16 protein-coding genes, 1 tRNA gene and 1 pseudogene are annotated in these 22,393 nt (G+C 46.5%); 7 read left to right on the top strand and 11 right to left on the bottom strand.

Annotation, left to right across the window (positions count from 1 at the left end):
• The first annotated feature begins 141 nt into the window (after positions 1-141).
• From RIB93_RS32950 to RIB93_RS32960, 3 genes are all read left to right on the top strand, one after another.
• A complete protein-coding gene (locus tag RIB93_RS32950; protein ID WP_446379601.1) occupies positions 142-8,451 on the top strand; it encodes a PA14 domain-containing protein in 8,310 nt (2,769 codons plus the stop codon).
• A gap of 1,108 nt (positions 8,452-9,559) precedes the next feature.
• Complete coding sequence (locus tag RIB93_RS32955; protein WP_446379603.1) at positions 9,560-9,886, top strand: hypothetical protein; 327 nt, start codon at positions 9,560-9,562, stop codon at positions 9,884-9,886.
• Between the two features lie 4 nt (positions 9,887-9,890).
• Positions 9,891-10,085 (top strand): hypothetical protein, encoded by a 195-nt coding sequence (locus tag RIB93_RS32960; RefSeq protein ID WP_446379605.1) that lies wholly within the window; start codon positions 9,891-9,893, stop codon positions 10,083-10,085.
• Here the strand turns inward: RIB93_RS32960 and RIB93_RS32965 are convergent.
• The gene (locus tag RIB93_RS32965; protein WP_446379607.1) at positions 10,024-10,290 is read right to left on the bottom strand and encodes a type II toxin-antitoxin system RelE/ParE family toxin; all 267 of its coding nucleotides are present in this window, start codon (positions 10,288-10,290) and stop codon (positions 10,024-10,026) included. The genes RIB93_RS32960 and RIB93_RS32965 overlap by 62 nt on opposite strands.
• A complete protein-coding gene (locus tag RIB93_RS32970) occupies positions 10,290-10,553 on the bottom strand; it encodes a type II toxin-antitoxin system ParD family antitoxin (RefSeq protein ID WP_446379609.1) in 264 nt (87 codons plus the stop codon). Before RIB93_RS32970 ends, RIB93_RS32965 begins: the two co-directional genes overlap by 1 nt.
• A gap of 63 nt (positions 10,554-10,616) precedes the next feature.
• On the opposite strand from RIB93_RS32970, the gene RIB93_RS32975 reads away from it, so the two are divergent.
• Positions 10,617-10,793 (top strand): hypothetical protein, encoded by a 177-nt coding sequence (locus RIB93_RS32975; protein WP_446379611.1) that lies wholly within the window; start codon positions 10,617-10,619, stop codon positions 10,791-10,793.
• 55 nt (positions 10,794-10,848) lie between these two features.
• On the opposite strand, the gene RIB93_RS32980 is transcribed toward RIB93_RS32975, so the two are convergent.
• The 4 genes from RIB93_RS32980 to RIB93_RS32995 form a co-directional block, all read right to left on the bottom strand.
• Positions 10,849-11,106 carry a type II toxin-antitoxin system Phd/YefM family antitoxin gene (locus RIB93_RS32980; protein WP_446379613.1) on the bottom strand — a complete coding sequence of 86 codons (258 nt, stop codon included), beginning with the start codon at positions 11,104-11,106 and terminating at the stop codon, positions 10,849-10,851.
• Between the two features lie 121 nt (positions 11,107-11,227).
• On the bottom strand, positions 11,228-11,569 hold the full coding sequence (locus RIB93_RS32985; protein ID WP_446379616.1) for an element excision factor XisI family protein: 342 nt from the start codon (positions 11,567-11,569) through the stop codon (positions 11,228-11,230).
• Complete coding sequence (locus tag RIB93_RS32990) at positions 11,554-11,973, bottom strand: element excision factor XisH family protein (RefSeq protein ID WP_446379620.1); 420 nt, start codon at positions 11,971-11,973, stop codon at positions 11,554-11,556. The genes RIB93_RS32985 and RIB93_RS32990 overlap by 16 nt, the downstream gene beginning before the upstream one ends.
• Before the next feature lie 372 nt (positions 11,974-12,345).
• A tRNA-Val gene (locus RIB93_RS32995) sits at positions 12,346-12,419 on the bottom strand.
• A 193-nt stretch (positions 12,420-12,612) separates the two neighbouring features.
• On the opposite strand from RIB93_RS32995, the gene RIB93_RS33000 reads away from it, so the two are divergent.
• Complete coding sequence (locus tag RIB93_RS33000; protein ID WP_446341271.1) at positions 12,613-13,116, top strand: DNA recombination-mediator protein A; 504 nt, start codon at positions 12,613-12,615, stop codon at positions 13,114-13,116.
• Between the two features lie 44 nt (positions 13,117-13,160).
• Here the strand turns inward: RIB93_RS33000 and RIB93_RS33005 are convergent, their stop codons facing one another.
• From RIB93_RS33005 to RIB93_RS33020, 4 genes and pseudogenes are all read right to left on the bottom strand, one after another.
• Positions 13,161-13,799 carry a lysophospholipid acyltransferase family protein gene (locus RIB93_RS33005; RefSeq protein ID WP_446379622.1) on the bottom strand — a complete coding sequence of 213 codons (639 nt, stop codon included), beginning with the start codon at positions 13,797-13,799 and terminating at the stop codon, positions 13,161-13,163.
• A 215-nt stretch (positions 13,800-14,014) separates the two neighbouring features.
• Positions 14,015-14,896 carry an ACP S-malonyltransferase gene (fabD, locus tag RIB93_RS33010; protein WP_446379624.1) on the bottom strand — a complete coding sequence of 294 codons (882 nt, stop codon included), beginning with the start codon at positions 14,894-14,896 and terminating at the stop codon, positions 14,015-14,017.
• A 233-nt stretch (positions 14,897-15,129) separates the two neighbouring features.
• Positions 15,130-15,213 (bottom strand): annotated as a pseudogene (locus tag RIB93_RS33015) (DUF3226 domain-containing protein); the annotation flags it as partial.
• Positions 15,214-15,456: 243 nt separating this feature from the next.
• Positions 15,457-19,605 carry an EAL domain-containing protein gene (locus RIB93_RS33020; RefSeq protein WP_446379626.1) on the bottom strand — a complete coding sequence of 1,383 codons (4,149 nt, stop codon included), beginning with the start codon at positions 19,603-19,605 and terminating at the stop codon, positions 15,457-15,459.
• A 616-nt stretch (positions 19,606-20,221) separates the two neighbouring features.
• On the opposite strand from RIB93_RS33020, the gene RIB93_RS33025 reads away from it, so the two are divergent.
• Positions 20,222-21,112 (top strand): carbohydrate ABC transporter permease, encoded by an 891-nt coding sequence (locus RIB93_RS33025; RefSeq protein WP_446379628.1) that lies wholly within the window; start codon positions 20,222-20,224, stop codon positions 21,110-21,112.
• A gap of 162 nt (positions 21,113-21,274) precedes the next feature.
• Here RIB93_RS33025 and RIB93_RS33030 read toward each other — a convergent pair whose 3' ends face one another.
• Positions 21,275-21,499 (bottom strand): hypothetical protein, encoded by a 225-nt coding sequence (locus RIB93_RS33030; RefSeq protein WP_446379630.1) that lies wholly within the window; start codon positions 21,497-21,499, stop codon positions 21,275-21,277.
• Positions 21,500-21,634: 135 nt separating this feature from the next.
• On the opposite strand from RIB93_RS33030, the gene RIB93_RS33035 reads away from it, so the two are divergent.
• Positions 21,635-22,393 (top strand): filamentous hemagglutinin N-terminal domain-containing protein (locus tag RIB93_RS33035; protein ID WP_446379632.1); only part of this gene is annotated, 759 nt, incomplete at its 3' end.

Raw genomic sequence — 22,393 nt, forward strand, 5'->3', positions numbered from 1 at the left:
ATAATTGTGGGCTTGGCTAGAGTCGAATTTGCCTACCAATTTGAATGGGGTTAACCCCTTAGCAACTCATAGCATCTGATAGATTTTGCCCCTTGGCTGAATCTGTAATTTTACCTGCACTATTCCACAAGAGGGTCATCTATGTCTTGGTTTAATTTTTCCTCAAAGAAACGTCCTGCTGCTCAAGGCTTTACGTCGAAAAAGAAGCGTCAGGAGTTACCGCAAGCCTTTATATTAGAACCGATTTTAACGCCTAGTGGTTTATTGGATGGCACGGATAATCCTATAGATATCGTGGATATCGATATCTCGGCTGACCAAATTGCTGATATTGATATTCCGGAGATGGAGGAAGGGTTTGACACTATTTCAGATAATAATTTAGAGGAGATTGCTTTTGTCACGTCGGTTGAGGGAGAGGAAACGTTAGAAGAGATTCCCTTTGTTACCTCACTGGATGACGTGGCGGAAAGTGAAGCGACAGATGAGGCGCTGACGGACGAAACGCTGTTAAATGAATCGCTATTAACTGGGTTAGATAGTTCCAGTGTGAGTTTTGAATCCGGCGTGTTTACGGTTGGGCAAACTGGGGAAGTTAGTGTTGATTTCCTCTTTGATGGTGGGGGATATGAAGGTGAACTCGCCGTCTTTAGTTTAGAGGGGATGGAGGAGTTTGAACCGGGTTCGGAGGCGTTTATTCAGGAAGCGGCGTCTCGTGCGTTGAGTGATTCGGAGTTAGGTCATATTGTGATTAGTGACCAAACCGAAGGGGCGCGGTTCGTTGGTGAATTAGGAGAAAGTGACCGAAATTCTGGAGAGTATTTGGGAGTTAAGACAGTCCAAATGCGTCCAGGGGATGAGTTTGGTTTTATGCTGGTTCCCAATAATACAGTGCAACGGGTGTTTGATAATCCCGATGTGGGAGGGGCGGCGCGTCCCCTATTTTCCATGGCGACAGCGAATCCAGAAGATGCGTTTCATGTGGGGCAAATTGCTGATGTCACGGGGGATGGAAGTACCTTTGTGATGGAAGATTTGCGGGTGGATACGGAGTCGGATGGGGATTATAACGATGTTATTTTCCAAGTACGCGGGGCGACGGGTGAAGCGGCTTTAATGGATGAGGTGATTGAGTCTGGAAAGGATTGGCGGGAGACGGATTTGGGTCAAGCGTTGATTGATTATGCTGAACCTTATATTACTCCAGATACGCCTGATGATGGCGAACTATTAACCGATGAATTAGTCGGAGAATCTCCAACCGATGACATCCCAGTCGATGAGGCTGAAATCGTCACCGAACCGACAACTGAAGAATCAACGGATGTTGTTATCGATGAATCTGTTAACAATAGTGAAATCGTCACCGAACCGACCATAGATTCTGAACTGGATGAACCTGTCCAGAATGAGTTTCCTCCAGAAAATCAGCCGTTAGTCGGCATTATTGATACAGGCTTCAGTGACAATAATCCTGATATTGACTATAGCCGAATCAGTTTAGGGCAAGACCGGATTGATGGCGATAATAACCCTCTGATGGAAGCGGGTGAGGGGAATGAACATGGCACTCATGTATTAGGAATCATTGGGGCGACTCAAGATAACGATATTGGCGTTGAAGGAATTAATGATGATGCGCCGCTTTGGGTTGGGCGTGCTGTGGGTTCTGGTCAATGGGCAGAATCATTAGTCGAATTTGTCGATGCGGCTCAAGAATCGGGTCAACCCAATGCTGTGGTTAATCTGAGTATGGATTTGACTCAAATTGATGCAGATGGAAATGTTACCACTCGTTATGAGTTTACCCCTCAAGAACGATCCGCGATTGAATATGCCCGTCAAAATAATGTGATGTTAGTAGTGGCGGCTGGCAATGATGGGGATGTGATGTCGGTATTAGGACAGGCTTCGCAGGAGTTTGACAATATCCTCACCGTGGGGGCGGCGGAACAGTTTGACCCGGAAACGTCGGTTTGGAAGGGGGCTGACCGCACGGATTATTCCAGTTATGGTCATGGGTTGGATGTAATGGCTTATGGCGGGACGGTGGATAATCCTCAATTGTCGTTAGCTGAAGAAGGAACCAGTGCTATGGCTGGGACTTCCGTAGCCACGGCGAAGGTGACGGGGGCGGTGTCTCAAGTTTGGGCGGCGAATCCTGAGTTGAGTTACCGCCAGGTGGCTGAGATTATTAAGAATACAGCCACGGATTTGGGCAGTACGAGTCATGATGCTGAAACGGGTGCTGGCTTGTTGAATATAGCAGCGGCGGTTCATTTAGCGAAAGCTACGAAGCCAGAGGAACATATCACACCCAATCTCTTAATTCCTGAAACTTGGAGTGGTGAAGGGGTCTTTACAACAGGCGATCGCGCTGTCAATAGTAGCGCTCCCACTCTGACAGTGCATAATCTTCATGCCTCGCCTAATGAAGTTATCCCTGCTGCCAACTTCTTCTCAGTGACGCATCAAGAGGGTAATCCTATTCTGCAATACAAATTTTATTCATCTGATCGAATGCCTGGTAGTGGCTACTTTACTCTAAATGGGGTTAAGACGGGTGTCTCTTTTACTATCAATGCAGACCAACTCAAGGATTTGCAATTCGTGAGCGGTAGCGAACTAGGAAAGACTCAGACGTTTTCAATTCGGGCTTCTGATGGCAAGGTCTGGAGTTCAGTGATTAATGCTGTCATCAATCCTCAGACCATTAATGGCTCTATCCAGGAAAATAAGCAACCAGAAATTATTGTACATAATCGCGCATTTAAGCCAGAAGAAACTGTACCACTCTCTACCCTATTTAGTGTCAATGATGCTGATGGCGACGCTATGCAGATCTATCACATCTACGACCGAGATCATGGTGATAACAGTGGCTACATCACGCTTAATGGTGTAAGGCAATCTGGCTCAATTTATGTGAATGCGAGCCAGTTGAAAAATATGCAATTTGTGGCGAGTAGCGAAGCAGGAAAGACTGAAACTCTTGCTATTCGGGCTTTTGATGGTAAGCACTGGAGTCAATACGGTAATTTTGTCGCCAATCCACTTCCTATCAATGGCTCCGCAGCTACTAACCATTTACCCGTGATTAGCATCAACAACGTTACTTTATCCCCTGGTGCTACTGTTCCTGGAGCAAGCCTCTTCAGCGTCCAAGATTCTGACGGCGATGATATGCAAAGTTACTACTTCCATAACCGAGATTCTGGTAGTAACAGTGGCTATTTCACCTTGAATGGTGTGAAACAACCTCGAACCCTGTACATCAACGCTAGTCAACTTAAAGATTTGCAGTTTGTTGCTGGAAGTGAGCCAGATAAAGAACAGTCAATTGTCATTGCTGCTTTCGATGGCAAACACTGGAGTGATGATTTAGTCGTTCCTATCAAGTCATCAGGATCAGCACAATCTCCTACTGATTCTTTAAGTAGTGTTGCTCAAAAAGCAATTGACGATGTTTATAAAGCCAACAAAGTTAAATTGGGACAACCCATTAGTGAGCCTGTTGATTTAGGTAATGGATTCCTTAAGCAAACCTTTAAGAATGGTCATATTATTTGGAATGGTCAGAAAGCAATTCCTTATTTCACTGGTAGCGGATTTCCAGTAAAAGAAGTTCCTGGGAATATCCCGGTTTGGAGTCAGATTGGATTTGATGGAAAAATCACTCATTCGGGCTTCATCCAAGCATTTAATCGGAATGGTCGTTTTGAGGGCGTAGGACTTCCTACAGGTTATGTTGAGCCTTGGGAAGGTGGTCATACGCAACAGTTTACCGGGGGGCGTGATGGTCAAGGCGCAATCATGAAACCCGATGGTAGCTCTAATGCTTACTGGGTTGGTGGAAAGATTTGGCAAGAGTTTTTGAATCGGGGTGGTGCGGAATATGTCGGTTATCCCAAAACTGATGCAATTCGGGTTAAAGGTGGCTTAGATAATAGTGGTGGTAAAGTTCAGCACTTCCGAGGGGCTAAGGGAATTCCCAGTAAAATTTGGTCGTCTAAGCATGGCGCACATCCCACTTGGGGAGCTATTGGTGGACGTTATGACAAAATGGGTGGTTCTTCGAGTTGGCTTGGTTTCCCCACCAGTGGTGAAAAAGGAATTGGTAATGGTTGGGTGAAGCAGAACTTTGAAGGGGGATATATGCTATGGCATCCCCAACATGGAACGACTGTTTACAACACAAAAGCGGTTAATTCTTTACCCCCGGATAGTGGTCACGGGAGTACCAATGAATGGACAGTTAAATACTGGAATAATACCAATCTTTCTGGTGTTCCTGCGTGGACAATGACCGAACCGCCTGGAGAAATTCGCTTTAATGCGGGTTTGGGTGCGCCAGTGGGAACGCGAGGGGTTAAAGAGGATAATTTCTCTACCCGTTGGGAAACGACCAGTCATTTTGAGGGGGGCTTCTATAACTTTATCAGTCAAGCTGATGATGGAGTGCGGGTTTATGTCGATGGCGTGAAAGTGATTGACAAGTGGAAAACGGGTGAACCTTGGTCGCGCCGGGATGCTTATATTGCTATTCCTGAAGGCGAGCATAATATAGTCGTTGAATATTTTGAAAAAGGTGGCATTGCGGGTCAAACCTTCAAGTGGGAACCTTCGGGTTTATTGAATGACTGGACGGGAGATTTTCGTCCGGTAGGTTACGATGGGCGGTCGGTTCATAGCACCTATGTCAATACCTATCAACGCAATGGCGCAATTCCCAAGTTAGGCTATCCCATCAATAATGTTCATGTGTGGGAAGACGGTCATACTCAAGATTTTGAGGGCGGTTCTCAAGGTCGGGGAGCCATTATGAAGTCCAACGCCAATGATAACTCCTACTGGGTTGGGGGTCAGATTTGGACGAAGTTTATGCAGCTTGGTGGTGCCAGAAGCGTTGGCTATCCCAAAACTGATGCAATCCCGGTTCAAGGTGGCTTAGATAAAAGCGGTGGTCAGGTTCAACATTTCCGGGGCGGACGTGACGGGATTCCCAGTAAAATTTGGCTGTCGAAACATGGCGCACATCCCACTTGGGGCGCGATTGGCGGGCGTTATGACAAAATGGGTGGTCCTTCGAGTTGGTTGGGTTTCCCCACTAGCCGAGAGCAGGGTATTGGCAATGGTTGGGTGAAGCAGGACTTTGAAGGGGGATATATGCTATGGCATCCCCAATATGGAACAACTGTTTATAATACGAAAGCGATCGACTCTTTGCCTCCAGATAGCGGCAACAGCAGCACGTCCAATTGGCACGCTCAATATTGGAATAACAAAAACCTAACGGGTTCTCCTCAGTGGTCGAAATATGAAGAAATGAGCGATTTGCGCTTCCATGCAGGAGGTGGCGCACCTGTGGGAACGCGAGGGATTAAGGAAGATCAATTTGGGGCGCGTTGGATTACCACCAGCTATTTTGATGGCGGGATTTATAACTTCATCAATCAGGCTGATGATGGGGTGCGTGTTTATGTGGATGGCAAGTTAATTATCGACAAGTGGAAAGATTCGCCCTTTGAGGAACGACGAGCTTTTGCTGCTATTGAACCGGGTTATCATCAGGTGATGGTTGAGTACCATGAAAATAAAGGCAGTGCTGCCAACTTACTCCGGTGGGAACAGGCTAATCCTCCAAAAGAATGGGCTATTGAATTTTTCCGAGGCAAAGACCTAAATCCTAAGAATTTGGCGGGTTATCGTAGCGGAGGAACAGGTTTCCTGAATAAAGACTGGGGGCAAGGTCATGAATGGGGTATACCCATTGGTGATAATGACTTTTCTGATCGATCAACTACAACCCGTTATTTCAACGAACCTGGCGTTTATGAGTTTACGAGTAAGTCGGATGATGGGGTCAGAGTCTGGATTAATGACCAGTTAGTTATTGATCAATGGAAGTTGCAAGCCTTGACGACGAATAAGGTCTTACTGGCTTTGGATAAGGGCTATCACCGGATTCGCGTCGAGCATTACGAAGACTGGGGAGGTGCGGCAATTCTGTTTGACTGGAAAAAGGTAGCAGGAGAACCTATCTATACCTATCAACCATTGGATCTTGATGGGGGTAATTCATCGGGTTCGGGGTGGCTTCAACCTTGGGTAGCTGAATATTATAACAATCGGGACTTGCAGGGTGCGCCCGTGGTTACGCGCATTGTTAACCCAACCCCTTCTGGATGGTTGGGAGATTTTGACCTGAATTGGAGTCAAGGAAGTCCAGATTCTAAAGTTTCCCAGGATAATTTCTCCTCTCGTCTGACCACTCATCGTTATTTACGCGAAGGAACTTATAACTTTAAGTTAAAAGGAGATGATGGAGTTCGTGTCTTTATCAACGGGGAGAAAGTCATAGATCGCTGGAGTAATCCCCCCTATGATACGCCTCATGAAGAAGAAATCGTTCTGCCTTCAGGTATTCATCGGATTGAGGTAGAACATTCGGAAAAATATGGACGAGCTTATGTCGGTTTGGATTGGGATTATCTATCTGATAGTTCGGGTGATGCGGTTGCACCCCAGTTAGCTACAATTCATGCTGAACTAGAGCAACAATTAGGGGAGGGAGCCGTTGGTGTTCCTGTTGACAACTTGCAGCAAAAATACTATGCATCACCTATTCCATCTGGTTCCTATGGTCCAATGTGGATACTACCTGCTTTTTATCAGGAGTTCCGAGGCACTCAGGGACGTGGGGCGATTTTTGCTGATACGGGTCACTATGTTTTTGGTAAGTTGTGGGAAGCGTATCAAAATGGAGGAGGTGTCACTCAGTTTGGTCCTCCTGTAGCTTCTCAAAAGGATTTGGGCAATGGAGCCTATGAATTGGAGTTGCAGAATGGACGCTTGTTCTGGGCACCGGGAATGACGAATCCCACCTATTACGAATATGCCCTGGGAACGCCGAAGACGCTGACGATTCCCGCAGATGCGTGGCGAGGTGAGTATTTTGATAATCGAAATTGGGCGGGCGATCCTTTGGTGGTAAGCCAAGATAGCGGTTCTCGTGGCAATTTAGATCGATACTGGAATTCTTCTCAAAGTCCGGCTCTGGGAATGCCGAAGGATAATTTCTCGGTACGTTGGACGACGAATCGACCGTTTGACCGGGGAACGTATCGCTTTAAAGCGGATCACGATGATGGCTTTATTGTGTCGGTGAACGGTCAAAAGCCAATTGACAAGATGAAGGAAATCGCCACCCAGACCACGGGATATGCCACGTTTACGAAGGGGGGACAGTATCCGGTTGAGGTGAAGCATCGGGAATATGGTGGTGGTGTACGAGCCAAACTAGGAATGGAGAAGGCTTCCAAGTATGTTGTTGGCTTGGATGCTAACAATAATTTGAGTCGAGAACTCCCTGGAGCGTTCCAGAAACATGGTGGTTATGACCGAGTTGGGCTACCGATTAATGATGTTCACCTCTGGCATCATGGTTATGTCCAAGATTTCGATCATGGCAAGAATGGTCGTGGGATTTTGATGCGTCGGCATAATACAAATGCTTTCTACTATATCCACGGCAAGATTTGGGATACTTATTTGAGCAAAGGAGGACCAAGGAAGTTTGGTTATCCGACTGGGGATGCGCGTGATATTGGGAAGGGCATTACTTACCAACCGTTCCAACATGGATATATTCAGATTATGGGTGATGGTTCAGTTCGGGCGCATACCTATAACTACAAAGAGTTTGTAGGTTGGGCGATGCCTAATCGTGGAACGGCTCATCGTCACACGCCTAATTTGCATCACCGGACGGGAGGTGCAACGGGTTATAAGCAGTGGTTGACGTTTGATGCTTGGACGCATGGGGAGACGGCGACTGATACCCAGTTGGGAACTCCTGATAATCGCTGGTTCCGCATTAAGGGGACGGATACTTGGGTGCCGAGTGCGTATACTTTCGGGAATCCTGAAGGGTTGCCCGGTGGTGACGGTGGTGATGATGGCGGTGGGAATAATGGTAATGAGCCTGATCTTCATTCCAATCCAACAATATCTAATCCTTTGAAGGGTTTCTCTCACCCACTTGAAGGAAAAGGATCGCTAACTCAGGGATGGAACACGGACTTCTCTCATAAGGGTTCATCAGCCTATGCAATGGATTTCGATGCATTTAAAGGCGCTCCCGTGTACGCTATGCGTTCAGGAACGGTAATAAAGGTCATCAGTCACTTTGCCGATGATGGAAAAGATGATCCAGCGTGGGCAAACAGGGCGAATCTTGTTTATATCGATCACGGTAACGGGTATGTCTCTCGTTATCTTCACCTAAAACAAAGCTCAGTTGTAGTGCGAGAGGGTGATCGGGTTAACGCTGGACAAAAGATTGCTGAACAAGGACACTCTGGATGGAGTACAGCTTCTCATTTACACGTAGCCGTTCATAATGCTCAAGGAAATTCTGTTCCCTTTGAAATTCCTGGCATCAATCCTTAGCCGTAGGGTGGGCATTGCCCACCAGCCTTAAGTCAGTACCATTCCACCTAAGAGCGATCGCCTAAAATACACCTCCATTTTGAGTCAGGGCGGGTTTTGTTGAAACCTTATCACCAACATCAAAATTAAACGCCTAAACCCGCCCCTACAAATACCTGGACTCCCACGCGATCGCACCTCCTCTATCCCCAGCGTGCGATCGCCCTCTCCCTCCCGGTTAGCGCCAATCCCTGATCAAAAGAGCGATCGCCTAAAATACACCTCCATTTTGAGTCAGGGCGGGTTTTGTTGAAACCTTATCACCAACATCAAAATTAAGCAGCTAAACCCGCCCCTACAAATACCTGGACTCCCACGCGATCGCATCCCCTCTATCCCCAGCGTGCGATCGCCCTTTCCCTCCCAGTTTGCACTAATTCCTGATCAAAACAGCGATCGCCTAAAACACACCCCCATTTTCAGCCAGGGCGGGTTTTGTTGAAACGTTATCACCAACATCGAAATTAAGCGGCTAAACCCGCCCCTACAAATACCTGGACTCCCACGCGATCGCATTCCCTCTATTCTCAGCGTGCGATCGCCCTTTCCCTCCCAATTTGCACTAATCCCTGATCAAAAGAGCGATCGCCTAAAACACACCCCCATTTTTAGCCAGGGCGGGTTTTGTTGAAACCTTATCACAAACATCAAAATTAAACGCCTAAACCCGCCCCTACAAATACCTGGATTCCCACGCGATCGCACCTCCTCTATCCCCAGCGTGCGATCGCACCTCCTCTATTCCCAGAATGCGATCGCCCTCTCCCTCCCAGTTGGCGCAAATTCCTGATCAAAAGAGCGATCGCCTAAAACACACCTCCATTTTGAGTCAGGGCGGGTTTTGTTGAAACGTTATTACAAACATTAAAATTAAACGACTAAACCCGCCCCTACAAATACCTGGACTCCCACGCGATCGCACCTCCTCTATTCCCAGAATGCGATCGCGCTTTCCCTTTCCCCATCGAAGCTGTTTGATCAAAAGGTGCGATCACATGATAGAGATTCAATAAAAGTGCAATCACCAGGGAAATGGATTGAGAGTGCTACCTGGATGTAAAATGAGGATATGTCAGATATATTAATTGTGATTCGCAATGAGGCAGCAGTCGCCATGACCTCAATTGACGGTGTAGCCGTTATCGCACTTGTCAAAAAAGACGGACTAATTTATGACGAACAGTCTGTCAATCTTCGGTTTGCGGATGCTCATTTCTATAATTTGCCATTAGGCAACTATATAGCTGTTGCCAAACATCCAGCACTCAATCCGCCTGAAGCCGAACAGGAAGTGGAACTCTTAGCTAGAGAACTTTTAGAAGTACGATATATTTATTCAGAAGCCGAACGTCAACTTCTGAGAATCCAAGTCACATCACATAGCCTGGATAGTTAAACCGATGAAATACGCGATCGATTCAGAATCTATCGAAGCCTATAGAACGAGAGTTTTTACCCTCTCCCAAGAACTGCGTCGCGAGAATGACCCCTCAATTCGAGCCATGACTGCACTCTATCTAGCAGAAGCTGCAACTACTCTAGCACGCATGGAAGTCCTAGAAGCCAAAAAATTAGCGGCGAACCAAACAAGTTGACATATTTATCCACAGGTAAACTGCGTAAACTAGGAGCGAGTTCCTGACGAGAACGTCCCATTTCCGGAAAATCCGCTAATAAACAGCATTTTTCCTCAAAAGCATCAAGAAAACGACTAGCTGCACTTAAACTAAACTGTGCCATATAGTTTTTTATTTGCCTTAAATCTTGACGAGCTGGCGCACTAAAACTATAGTTGCTCATTATGCACCCTGTTCTGACTGCCGAATTTCTTGTCTGAGTTCTTTAATCACTTCTTCTCCATCGAATATATCTCCTTGATCTGAATGTTCAATGCCAATAGCAATTTCCTTTCTGAGTTCCTCTAATCGCAGTAAACGTTCCATCTCGCGTTCCTCTAGCAATCGTAACGCCGCCTGAATAACTTCACTAGGGGATGAATACCTACCCTTTTTGACGGTTGAATCAATAAATTGCTCGAGTTCAGGTGTCAAAGATATGTTCATCGATTAAACTGTCCGAAAATGAGACGATAAATACTATTTTGACATGGAATCAAAGCCTTGGGGATGTTTGGATTGGCACAGAGCGATCGCCTAACAACACACCTCCATTTTGAGTCAGGGCGGGTTGGGTTGAAACGTTATCACAAATATCAAACAAATACCTGGACTCCCACGCGATCGCATCCCCTCTATCCCCAGCGTGCGATCGCCCTTTCCCTCCCGGTTTGCACTAATTCCTGATCAAAACAGCGATCGCCTGCTAAACAAACCAATTTTCAGAGGAATTTTATATTCATCACCAGCAAGGTTTTTCAGGAGTCGGGGTGTAGTCCCGGACATTGGCAAAAATTTCATCGCTATCTAAATCCATTCCTTCTGAAATGATCCTGGAGCGAAAAGCATCAAAAGCATCTGAAATCCCCTCAGATTTAGCCGAAATGATTTTTGCAATCGGTTGGTTTGCTTGAAAAATCACAAAACTTTCTCCAGCCTTAACCCGTTGAAGATAATTGATTAAATCTTGAGTGATTTCTTCTACAGTAACCTTATTCATTAATGAACCTCTCGCTAAAATTGTACGACTGACTTAGTCCAACTATATCTTTACCGTGAGATAAACCATTCTGATGATAATCTCCCAAGTGCGATCGCCTCCCTTTTTTACCCTAAAATACCTAGGCGATCGCGAATTCCGTCAACTTACGATCTTCAGGATGATAAAACGCCAAAACAATATCCTGATGAGGAACACCTCGATCCAGTAAATCCTGGGTGATGCCTTCCTCTGTTTCATCCCGTTCTAACCAGAACTTATCGTCAACAATTCGCAGATGTAAAATTACACTGTGAACCCGTCGCTCCCCATTCCAACCAAAACTAATCAGTAAATAGGAATCTTGAGCCGCGATCGCTCTTAGCTCAATATTCCCCTGACTCGGTTTATAACCTGCATAATCATTGATAATATCTTGGGCAATTGCTTGATATCGCTCTAACTTACTTAGTGAGTGATCCATTTGACAATCTCCTCCTGTTCTGGGTTAAAAACAAAAAAAGAAATTCTACGTTCTTTGATAAACACCTGAATCGACAGACGCTGGAAAAAGTTAAGGTAAGTTCGTTCAGGAATCGCCAGATAAAGAGCGCGATCTGGCTCCTGTTTGGCAATAAAAGTCAAATATAAATAGTATTGTCCAATCGCTCGCTCTAACTCGGTAACAGGTGAAGGTGTGCGAAATACTTTGATTTCTACAGCGATTTTTTGCTCACACCGTTGAGCCGCAATAATTTTTTCTGCACCGAGATCAGCATAAACTGTCAAATCCTCAAATTCAATCGTCAATGGATCATGAGTAATTGTCCAGCCATCTTTAATCAGGGCAACTTTGACGACATCATGATAAACATCAAGGCGTGGCATCTAAAAAAATAGCAAGTTTCAAGCTTCAGTGTACTAAAACATTATGCTGATCGCCTTTGGGGTATGGGTAAGGATTGCGATCGCACCTTCTCTATCCCCAGAATGCGATCGCCCTTTCCCTCCCGGTTTGCACTAATTCCTGATCAAAACAGCGATCGCCTAAAACACACCTCCATTTTGAGACAGGGCGGGTTTTGTTAAAATGTTATCACAAACATCGAAATTAAGCGGCTCGCGCCCGCCCCTACAAATACCTGGACTCCCACGCGATCGCACCTTTTCTATTCTCAGCGTGCGATCGCTCTTCGAGTAGAGCTTACAGCAGATCGCGTCTATCCTTTCCCCCAATACACCCTATTACTCTGAATTAAATGGACACAACTGGACTCGAACCAGTGACCCCCACGATGTCAACGTGGTGCTCTAACCAACTGAGCTATGCGTCCAAACGAACCAAACAGTATATTAATGTAGCACGAACATTAGCCAAGTGGCAAGCAAGTCGGATCAAGCCAAAATAGTTTTTCTCTCCCCGCCCCCCTGCACCTGTACACCTCCGCCACCTTTTTGCGAGCTAATAGTTCTAACTGTCGCTGGTTTTGCTAAAATACCTAGGTTGTTCAGCCTAAACCAGCATCTTTGAATCAATCAGTAGAAATCTCCGGTGTAGATACCTTAGCGCAAGAACTTGCGACAATCCAGCAAACAGGTTCTAAGCGGATTGCCCTGTTAGGATCGCGTCATGTACCCATTACCCATCAACATCTGATCGAGATGATGAGTTATGCCTTGGTTCTAGGTGGCAATCGTCTGATGACCTCTGGCGCAACAGGTACGAACTCAGCCGCGATTCGCGGTGCGATGCGTGCTGACCCGAATTTGCTGACGGTCATTTTGCCCCAAAGCTTAGAACGTCAGCCACGGGAGTCGCAAGTTCAACTCCAACAAGTGATGCACTTAGTAGAAAACCCAGAAAATGATCATCTGTCTCTGGCAGAAGCCAGTGCGTTGTGTAACTCCGAAATCATTTCTCGATGTCAACAGCTTGTTTGCTTCGCCTTTCATGACAGCAAAACCTTGCTGAGAACCTGTGAGGAGGCTGAGGAACAACGCAAGGTGGTGACCATTTTCTATTTTGATTAACCGAAAAGCACGTCCTGTACCCGATGCGATTTATCGCATCTAATTTATCGCCCTAAATCATGCAAAGCATGAATAGCAGCTTGACACCTCTGAGTCACGGCGGCTAAATCCGGTCGTTTCGTCGAAGCTGGGGGGGCAATGGGTTGACCAATTCGCACGGTTACGGGTACAGGACGCGGTATCGGTGATTCTTTAGGAAAAATGCGATGAGTCCCCCATAAACTCACGGGTAATAGAGGGGCGTTTCCCTTCGCTGCAATTAATGCCGCACCTAACTTGGGTTCCGGAATACGACCATCCGGTGTGCGTGTGCCTTGTAAAAAGACACCCACAGCCCACCCCTGTGATAAACACTCAATCGCCGCACGAATCGCACTTCGGTCTGCTGCACCCCGCTTCACTGGGTAAGCGCCGTATAACTGAATAGCTTGTTTGAGTCCCGGAACCCGAAATAGTTCCTCTTTTGCCATAAATGCCACTGGACGCCGCACGCAATTGGACAAAATCGGCGGGTCAAAGTCACTGGCGTGGTTACTAACTACGACGAGTGGACCATCCATCGGCACATTTTCTGCACCATGGATGTGACCTCGTAGGTAAATGTTAAGCACTGGGCTTACTACAGACCATTTAAAGGCGTGGTAGAGAATTAGGCTAGCAAAGGGTTCGCGGTTTCTAGTCACAGAACATCCTAAGTAGATGGGAAAAATTCAATTAACCGTGGAGAACTCGCTCCCTTGAGAAGCAAGCTACGTCTTATGTCATTGGTCATTCGTTATGATTTACGGACTAATGACAAAAGGTAATTGATTTGGGTTTATTGCCACAAATCGACTTAAACATAATCCCTAGATTTGGGGCTGTTGTATTAGAGTATCAGTTATCAACAACCAATAGGTTAACCGGGCAAATCTGATAAGCTACCGATATTTTCCAAGGCGGCATCCCGACACATCCGTTTAATTAAGCCTGTGAGAACTTTCCCCGGACCAATTTCTACCACCTTCTCAATCCCTTCCTCTGACAGGTGTAAGGAAATTTCTCGCCAGCGCACACTTCCAGTCATTTGATGTTGGAGACGTTCCTTGAGAACAGCCGCTTCTGTGGCGGGTATGGGTTCTGCATTAGATAACACGGGAATCTTCGCGTCACTAAAGGGAACAGACTCTAACACCCCTTGAAACTCCGTCGCGGCTGATGCCATGAACGGTGAGTGAAATGCCCCAGATACATTTAAGCGTACTACTCGCTTGGCTTTCACTTGACTCAATAATGCTTCTACCGCATCGGGGGTTCCAGAAATCACGACTTGCGTTGGACTATTATCATTAGCTAATACCACATCATCATGCTGCTGGATGTATTCGTCAAGCTGCTCTTGATTAAATCCAATTAAAGCCGCCATCATACCACCTGAGACACTATCCATTAGTTCAGCACGACGTTTGACCAGATTTAACCCCGCCTCAAAGTCGAAGACACCCGCAACGTAGAGTGCGACATATTCGCCCAAACTGTGACCCGCGACGAGGTGCGGTTGATGTCCTCGTTCCTGGATAATATCGGCTAGGATGCTTTCGATGACATAGAGACAGGGTTGAGTATAGAGAGTGCGAGACAGTTTCTCTTCAGAACTCTGGCACAGTTCTAGCACGTCCCAGCCTAAGATTTCCTGGGCTTGGGCGAATTTGGCTTGAGCCAAGGGTAAATCGGCTAAGTCGGTTCCCATACCGACAGCTTGAGAACCCTGTCCCGGAAATACCCATGCAGTTTTAGTCATTTGTTATTTGTTCTTCCTTCGTGTTGGTCAGGGTATTCATTATCTCAGGAGAAATGCACAAAATGCATATCTCATTGACCCATAACTCCACGTTGTCCCACTGTCAATGCTCAATAGACAAATTCCCACCGCCTGCGTTGGTGGCGTCACTCTATATCTACTCATCCGTAAAAATCCTTAAAAATTTCTTTACTTCTTCTAGTACAGGATGTTCTAAATCCCAAATATCAACTAGCAAACGTAGAATCCTGAGACTTAATAGTTTTTAGGACAGTTTCTAATTCACCTTTCCCATCTACATTGGTAAAATAGCAGGATAACTTGATTACCTCTCCAGTAGCCGTACCTGTGTCGTTTAGCGATCGCGCTCTTGGTGGGTATATAAACTTATATCGAATGGTACGCTCCTCGTATTCTGGTGGGCAATGCCCACCCTACGGTATATCAAGGGTTTCGGTGATAAAATGCACGCTTTTCAGTGCGATTAAACCTATATCGTTTGGCGCTATTGGTGGATGGGTAGATCATCATCTGAGGACGCCCACCGAATCCGCTTCATCTCATTTAGGATCAACGCGAAGTTTTCCGGCTGTCAACGCATCTAAGGGTGCTTGAAATAAATACCCTTGAGCATAGTCACAATCGAGTCGCCGCAGTTGTGTCAATTGCTCTTTTGTTTCTACCCCTTCAGCAATGACCTTCATTCCCAGACTATCTGCCAACATGATAATTGTGCGGACAATTTGCAGGGGTAATCCTTTGGTGCGATTGATCATGCCTGCTTCACAATGCTCTTGATCCTCGATGCTAATATTACTAATCAAAGACTGATCAATCTTAATCGTATCAATGGGAAATCGATGTAAATGACTTAAGGACGAATACCCCGTACCAAAGTCATCAATACATAACCCAATTTGGCGATCGCGTAATTCTTTGAGCCGTTCTTCCGCTATCTCTGGGTCTGCCAGTAAGCAGCTTTCAGTAATTTCCAACTTCAAATGACTCGGATGCAGATGCGTCTCATGCAGAATTTTGTCCAGGTGTTCTAGGAGTTCCGGTTGTAAAAACTGCTTGCTGGAAAGATTGACATAAATCGTCAACTGATCAGCCAATTCTTGACTAAGTTCACTGTCCTGAACCGTATCATGCCAAAGTTCTAACTGACGACAGGCTTGGCGCAACATCCACCACCCCATGGGAATAATTAATCCCGTTTCCTCTGCCATGGGGATAAACTCACCGGGATACACTAATCCTCGGCTGGGATGATGCCAACGCAATAGTGCCTCAAACCCAGCAATCTGATGGGTTGAGAGAGAGACTATCGGCTGATAGTAAATCTCAAATTCCTGGTTTTCCACCGCCCGCCGCAATTCGGTTTCCAACTGCAAGACGCTGAGGGCATTTTGGTGCATCGTCAGGTCAAATATCTCATAGCGGGAGCGTCCTAATGCTTTTGCCCGGTAGAGGGCGGTATCGGCATCCCGCAACAAATCTTCAGGACAATCATAGTTGGTGATATCCCCTTCCTTTCGGATCTCCCGACTTAAAACAATCCCGACACTCGCCCCGGTAAAGACTTCATGTCCATCTAAATTAAATGGGGCGGCTAATTCTTGCTGAATTCGTTCCGCTACGCGGGTTGCGTGGTGAATATCTTCAATATCCTCCAGCAGAATGGTAAACTCATCTCCACCCAATCGAGCCACTGTATCCTCTGTCCGCAAACAGGATTCTAAGCGACGGGCAATGCCAATCAGCAGTTGATCCCCAAGCAGATGCCCTAAACTATCATTGACCACTTTAAACCGATCTAAATCCAAAAAGAGTAGGGCAAAGCGATAGGTGGGATGGCGTTTGGCTCGCTCTACGGTATGAGTTAAGCGATCCATAAATAACGCCCGATTGGGCAATCCGGTCAATGTATCGTAAAATGCCCGGGTTTGCAGTTGGTCTTTTGCCAATTTGTGTTCGGTGATATCTTCGACTGTGCCTTCGTAATACAGCAATTCTCCGGTCATCATATCCCGAACAGCACGGGCATTTTCGGCAATCCAAATCACGCTGCCATCTTTGCGATAGACTTGGGACTCAAAATCAGCTACCGCATCATTTTCTTGCAATAGCCGACTAAACTCAGCCCGTCGCTGGGGATCAACATAAAGCTGATGTTCGATATCTGTCAGTCGCACCATCAATTCATCGGGAGAGGAATAGCCGTATAAACGGGCAAGGGCAGGATTGGCGCTAATATAATGCCCATCAGCCGTGGATTGGAAAATCCCTTCCAAGGCATTCTCAAAAATACTGCGATATTTGGCTTCTGCCTGTTTTAATGCCTGTTCTGCCTGTTTCCGTTCCGTAATATCCCGTGCTACCCAAACCACGGAGTCTTCTAAGGTGGGGGAAATCGTCGCCGCAAACCAAACCTCGCGATCGCCTACGGGTAAGCTATACTCAATATTCAGACGCGAAGATGTGGCGATTGCCTCCTGAATATAGGTCAAGAACTGATCGGCTTGAGTAGGGGCAAAGAATTGATGCAGGGTTTTGCCCACAAATTCTTTGGCATTTTTCGGCAACAACATGGGGTCAGGATTCGTCGGGGCAATTTTCAGGAAATATCCCTGACTATCCAAAACAAAGATAGAATCCGTCATCGCTGCAAATAATGCCCGCAACTCCGCCTCAGAGGAACGCAACGCCACTTCCGCCTGTTTGCGCTCAATCGCTACCCCTAATTGGGCGGCTACGGTAGAAATCAAGTTGACCAAACGCCGCTCCGTTTGCCGCGATTCAAACCGGAAAAACGTTAATACTGCCAGAACCTGGTCATGAGCGCTAATTGGCACCGCAAAGCCCGCTTTAAGACCACAAGCTTTTGCCATAGAGGAGCGCACGAAGGAGGAATGAGGCGCACGGGAAACATCGGGAATCCATTCTGGGCGGCGGGATGCCCAAACTCGTCCGGGTAGTCCACAGCCTAAAGCAAAGGTAAAGGCGGGACTGTAATGGCAAAAGTCTTGCCGGCTGGACGCCTCAGACCTTAAGACAGGGGGATAGGGAGACGCCGCGCCTTTATCGGTGTGAGTAGATGTCCGATCCTGTCGGTCTAAACTGTTATCATTTCCTTTTACCGTTCCACCTTGCTCCTTACCGTCTGCCTTCAAAGGCTGTTCCTCTTCTCTGCGCCAAATTGTGGAACATTCTAAAACCTTCCCATCAGCACGTTTGACCCAAGCTTCGCCCAAATCCCAATGGGTGGCTTGTCCCACTTTGCTCAAGGTGACATACAAGGCGGACTGAAAATCTGGGGCTTCACCAATCGCCTGGGTCATGGTTTGCAACAGTTCTAGGGCGTCTGTTGCCCATTTCCGTTCGGTGATCTCCGTAATAAAGCCCTCTAAAGCCTGTAATTCTCCGTGGCGAGAAAAAATGCCGCACCCTTGTTCCCACACCCATTTCTGAATCCCCGTGGCTGTAGTAATCCGATATTCGAGTTGATAGGGTCGTTTTTTGGTAACGGCGGCTTGCACATCCTGCTTCACCCGTTCTCGGTCTTCTGGATGAATCACCTCACTGAACATTAATGCCTGATTTTCCACCAAATCACGGGGATTGTAGTGCAGCAGATTAAAACAGCCCTCACTGACAAACTCCATCGTCCATTGACTATCCGCTCGACACCGATACGCCATCCCTGGCAGATTGCCCATCAGTGTGGCTAGGGTGCGCTGACTTTCTTGCCAAGCCCCTTCAGCTTGCTTGTAATTGCTGATATCAAAGGCACTTAAAAGGATGGCAGGTTTTCCTTGAAACTCAATAATCCGGGTACTCGTATCCAGCCAGCGCCTATCACCGGTTTTGGTCAGGATTTGCACATCATAGCGACGTTTTTCTCCCCTCTGCGCCTTTTCACTCCGGGATGCTTTGGGCATGAAGGCGTGGCTACTCGGATGCAGCAAGTCCGATAAATGCATGGTTAATAATTCCGATTGGCTGTATCCTGTAATTTCACAGACGGTGGAATTCACATAGACTAACTGATTGCTTTGATAGATTAAGACAGCAGCGGGAATGGTTTCGGCTAAGGTACAAAATTTGACCTCCTGTTCACACACGGCATTCGCTATTAACTGGCGACGTGTTGGTTGAGGTGATGTGGCTGTTTCCTGAGGTAATGGGGGTAAGGATTGGAGGGATTCGTGGTGATGCGAGTCGTCCGTAATCGGCTGGAAAATGGCAAGAAAGGCTGATTCCTGCTTAAAGGTTAACCGTTGCAGAGAAACTAGGCTCCAAATCGCCTTGCCATCGTGACTCGGCATTTTGACTGCGTAATCTCGCAAATAGCCTTGGCTGACTAAAACCTGTAATAGTCTCTGTCGTTGGGCAAAATCGTGATATAAGGATAGAGTTTGGCGATCGCAAACCTGTCTATTGACTCTAGAACGCTTCTGTTGCCCGGACTCAAAGGTTGAGTTGTAATGCTCATTAGCATACAGGATAACACCATCGGTTAAGCGGGCAATAACTAAGGGTAGGGGAATGGATTGCACTAGCGTTTGCCACAATACGGTGTCACTGTCTCCTAGCCGGGTGGATTGGGAATGGGTGGGGATACTGAGAAGTTCGAGTACGGTGGTCTCTAGTTCAGTTTGTCTATCTTTTTCCAATAAATGGCTGTAGCTTACTTCTATAGGTTTCACGGCTACATAAAACTCCAACGTATTGTGCGGGGAAAGTCCCTCAGACTAAATTCGGGTTCATTCCTCATTGGTTTGGTAGGGACAAAGCAGATGGCAGATGGTAGAAGGAATAGAAGGAAAAAGTACCCCCGTTTGGGGTAACTTCCTCGGATTAGGTATCACCGAGACGCGATGCGAGAAGCTTCTTGAGTTCAACCCTAACTCCCGGAATTGTCCTGGCTTCCCAGCGTGAATATCTGGTCTCCTTATCCGTAAGTTCCCACCCACTCAAGTTCAATCGACAGGAATTCTTTTCCGGTCATCTAGAGAGGAATGCCAGCGTTAAGTTCGGTGGGTTTAAGCTTAAGGTGGGAAGAAAACGACAGGTGCAATATTTTAAACGCAACTCCTAATCAGGTGTCGCCGAACCTGGTTTACCTCGCCCAAGCCAATAATCGGGTTGATGATAGATAGCACCGTAATATCTCACCCCCCCAACCTTGTCAACTTAGATAAGGGAATATTGGGTTATAGTGAGGTAAATAATAAGATTAGACTAAGATTAAGAACAAGAAACTGTTAGCTAGGCTACAGTATGATGTTAAATTTTTATTTTCCCTAACAATTTGGATCTCAGATGTCAAAGGATTCGTTTGTCATCCCGCCTAAGTTAACCCCGTACCTCTTTTTACTCCCAGCCCTAGTTATCTTGGGATTAACCGTATTTTTGCCCGCTTGTCAAGCCTTTTACCTGAGTTTTACGCAATACGACTATGATTTGACCCAAACGCCTGAATGGGTGGGCTTGGCGAATCTGCAACGTTTGGGGAAAGACCGAGTATTTTGGCAAACGGTGGGGAACACGGTGTTATATCTGATTGGCGTTGTGCCAATTTTAGTCGCACTCCCCTTAGGATTAGCGATTTTGGTCAATCAGAAACTGCGGGGGATTAGCTGGTTTCGGGCGGCGTATTACACTCCTGTGGTGGTTTCGATGGTGGTGGCGGGAATTGCGTGGCGGTGGCTTTATGCGGAAAATGGTTTATTTAATCAGATACTTAGTTGGATTGGGTTTAAAGAGGGCATTCCCTGGCTGACGAGTCCAGATTGGGCGATTTTTAGTGTTATGGCAGTAACGGTGTGGAAGGGGTTAGGCTACTACATGGTGATTTATCTGGCAGGTTTGCAATCGATTCCTGACCAACTCTATGAAGCGGCGGCGTTGGATGGTTCGGATGGGTTTGGGAAACATTGGGATATTACGGTTCCCTTAATGGGTCCCTATTTGGCTTTGGTTGCGGTCATTTCGGCTATTTCGGCGACGAAGGTGTTTGAAGAAGTTTATATCATGACCCAAGGGGGACCCCGCAATAGTTCCAAAACGGTGGTGTATTATTTGTATGAGCAAGCGTTTGCGGATTTGGAAATCGGTTATGCTTGCACGATTGGATTAGTGTTATTTTTAGTAATTCTGGGATTATCCCTGCTTAATCTTAAGGTATCACAACGGCGCGATCGCATTAGTTAAATAGTAAATAGCTTAAGCCTAGAACTAAAGTTCTGGCTAAAAGCTGAAACCCGTTAAAACGGATTCAGATTGGGGGAGTATTCGGTTCCCCAACCGCCCACACAATTAAATCGGGGTTTAGCTCTAGTCGTTGAATTTTATAGTTAGGGTCTACATTTTCATCTAGGAGATACTTGAGCATTCTTCTTTTTCTTTCTTTCTTTGTTCTGCTCTAAGTTTCCGCATCCGAATAGCCGTAGGCGATGGGTTAAGGTGTTGTGCTTTAACTTGCTGGTGATTCCACTCTAACCAGTCGGCTAAATATTTACTAGAGGAAATTAAAATAATCTTCGAGTTGCATAAGTAGTTGGATGACGATACAGAAGAAGCAATTTTAGCCGAGTTCATCCTAGCAGATAATCGCCCGTCAAGCGGGTGGGCATTGCCCACCCTACTATATCCCTGTTCCCTCGGTTTAAATGATCTAGACTTGAGTTGAGGTATAATAGTGCCTTCTTCAAGATCATCTACCATCTAACGGATATGGCAAGCCAGGGGTTAGGGCATAAACCATGGGAGTTAAGCCTGATTTTAGCAGGATGGGGCGCGATCGCATCCGTCGCGGCACCCGCATTGGCGCAGATTCAACCGGATACCACTCTAGGTGTTGAATCGTCTATTGTGACACCGAATGTGGATATCAAAGGTTTGCCAGCCGATTTGATTGAAGGAGGGGCAATTCGCGACACGAATTTGTTTCACAGTTTCTTAGAATTTAATGTGGGAGAGGGAGGGCGCGTCTATTTTGCCAATCCTCAGGGGATTGAAACGATTTTCTCGCGAGTCACGGGGAATGATGTATCGGACATCTTAGGAACGTTGGGCGTAAATGGACAAGCGTCGTTATATTTACTTAATCCTAATGGGATTATCTTTGGTGAAGGGGCGCGTCTGGATGTAGCGGGTTCCTTTGTGGGAACCACAGCCGATGGGGTGGTATTTGAGAATGGCTTAACGTTTAGCGCCACGAACCCAGAAGCCCCGCCTTTACTGACAATTAATCTAACCCCAGGCTTGCAATACGGGAACAATGGGGCAAATGCGTCTATTACCAATCGAGGGAACTTAGTTGTCGGGCAAGATTTAAGTTTAGCCGCAGGTAATCTCTCTTTACAAGGTCAACTTTCTGCTGGAAACGATTTAAATCTGCAAGCTACAGATACAGTAATAATGCAGGATACAATCAGCAATCCGTTTATCGCGGCGGCTTTTAATCAGTTAGAGGTGGAAGGTGCTAACCGT

The organism is Coleofasciculus sp. D1-CHI-01 (genome assembly GCF_040218875.1).
In the GTDB taxonomy this organism is placed as follows: Bacteria; Cyanobacteriota; Cyanobacteriia; order Cyanobacteriales; family Coleofasciculaceae; genus Coleofasciculus.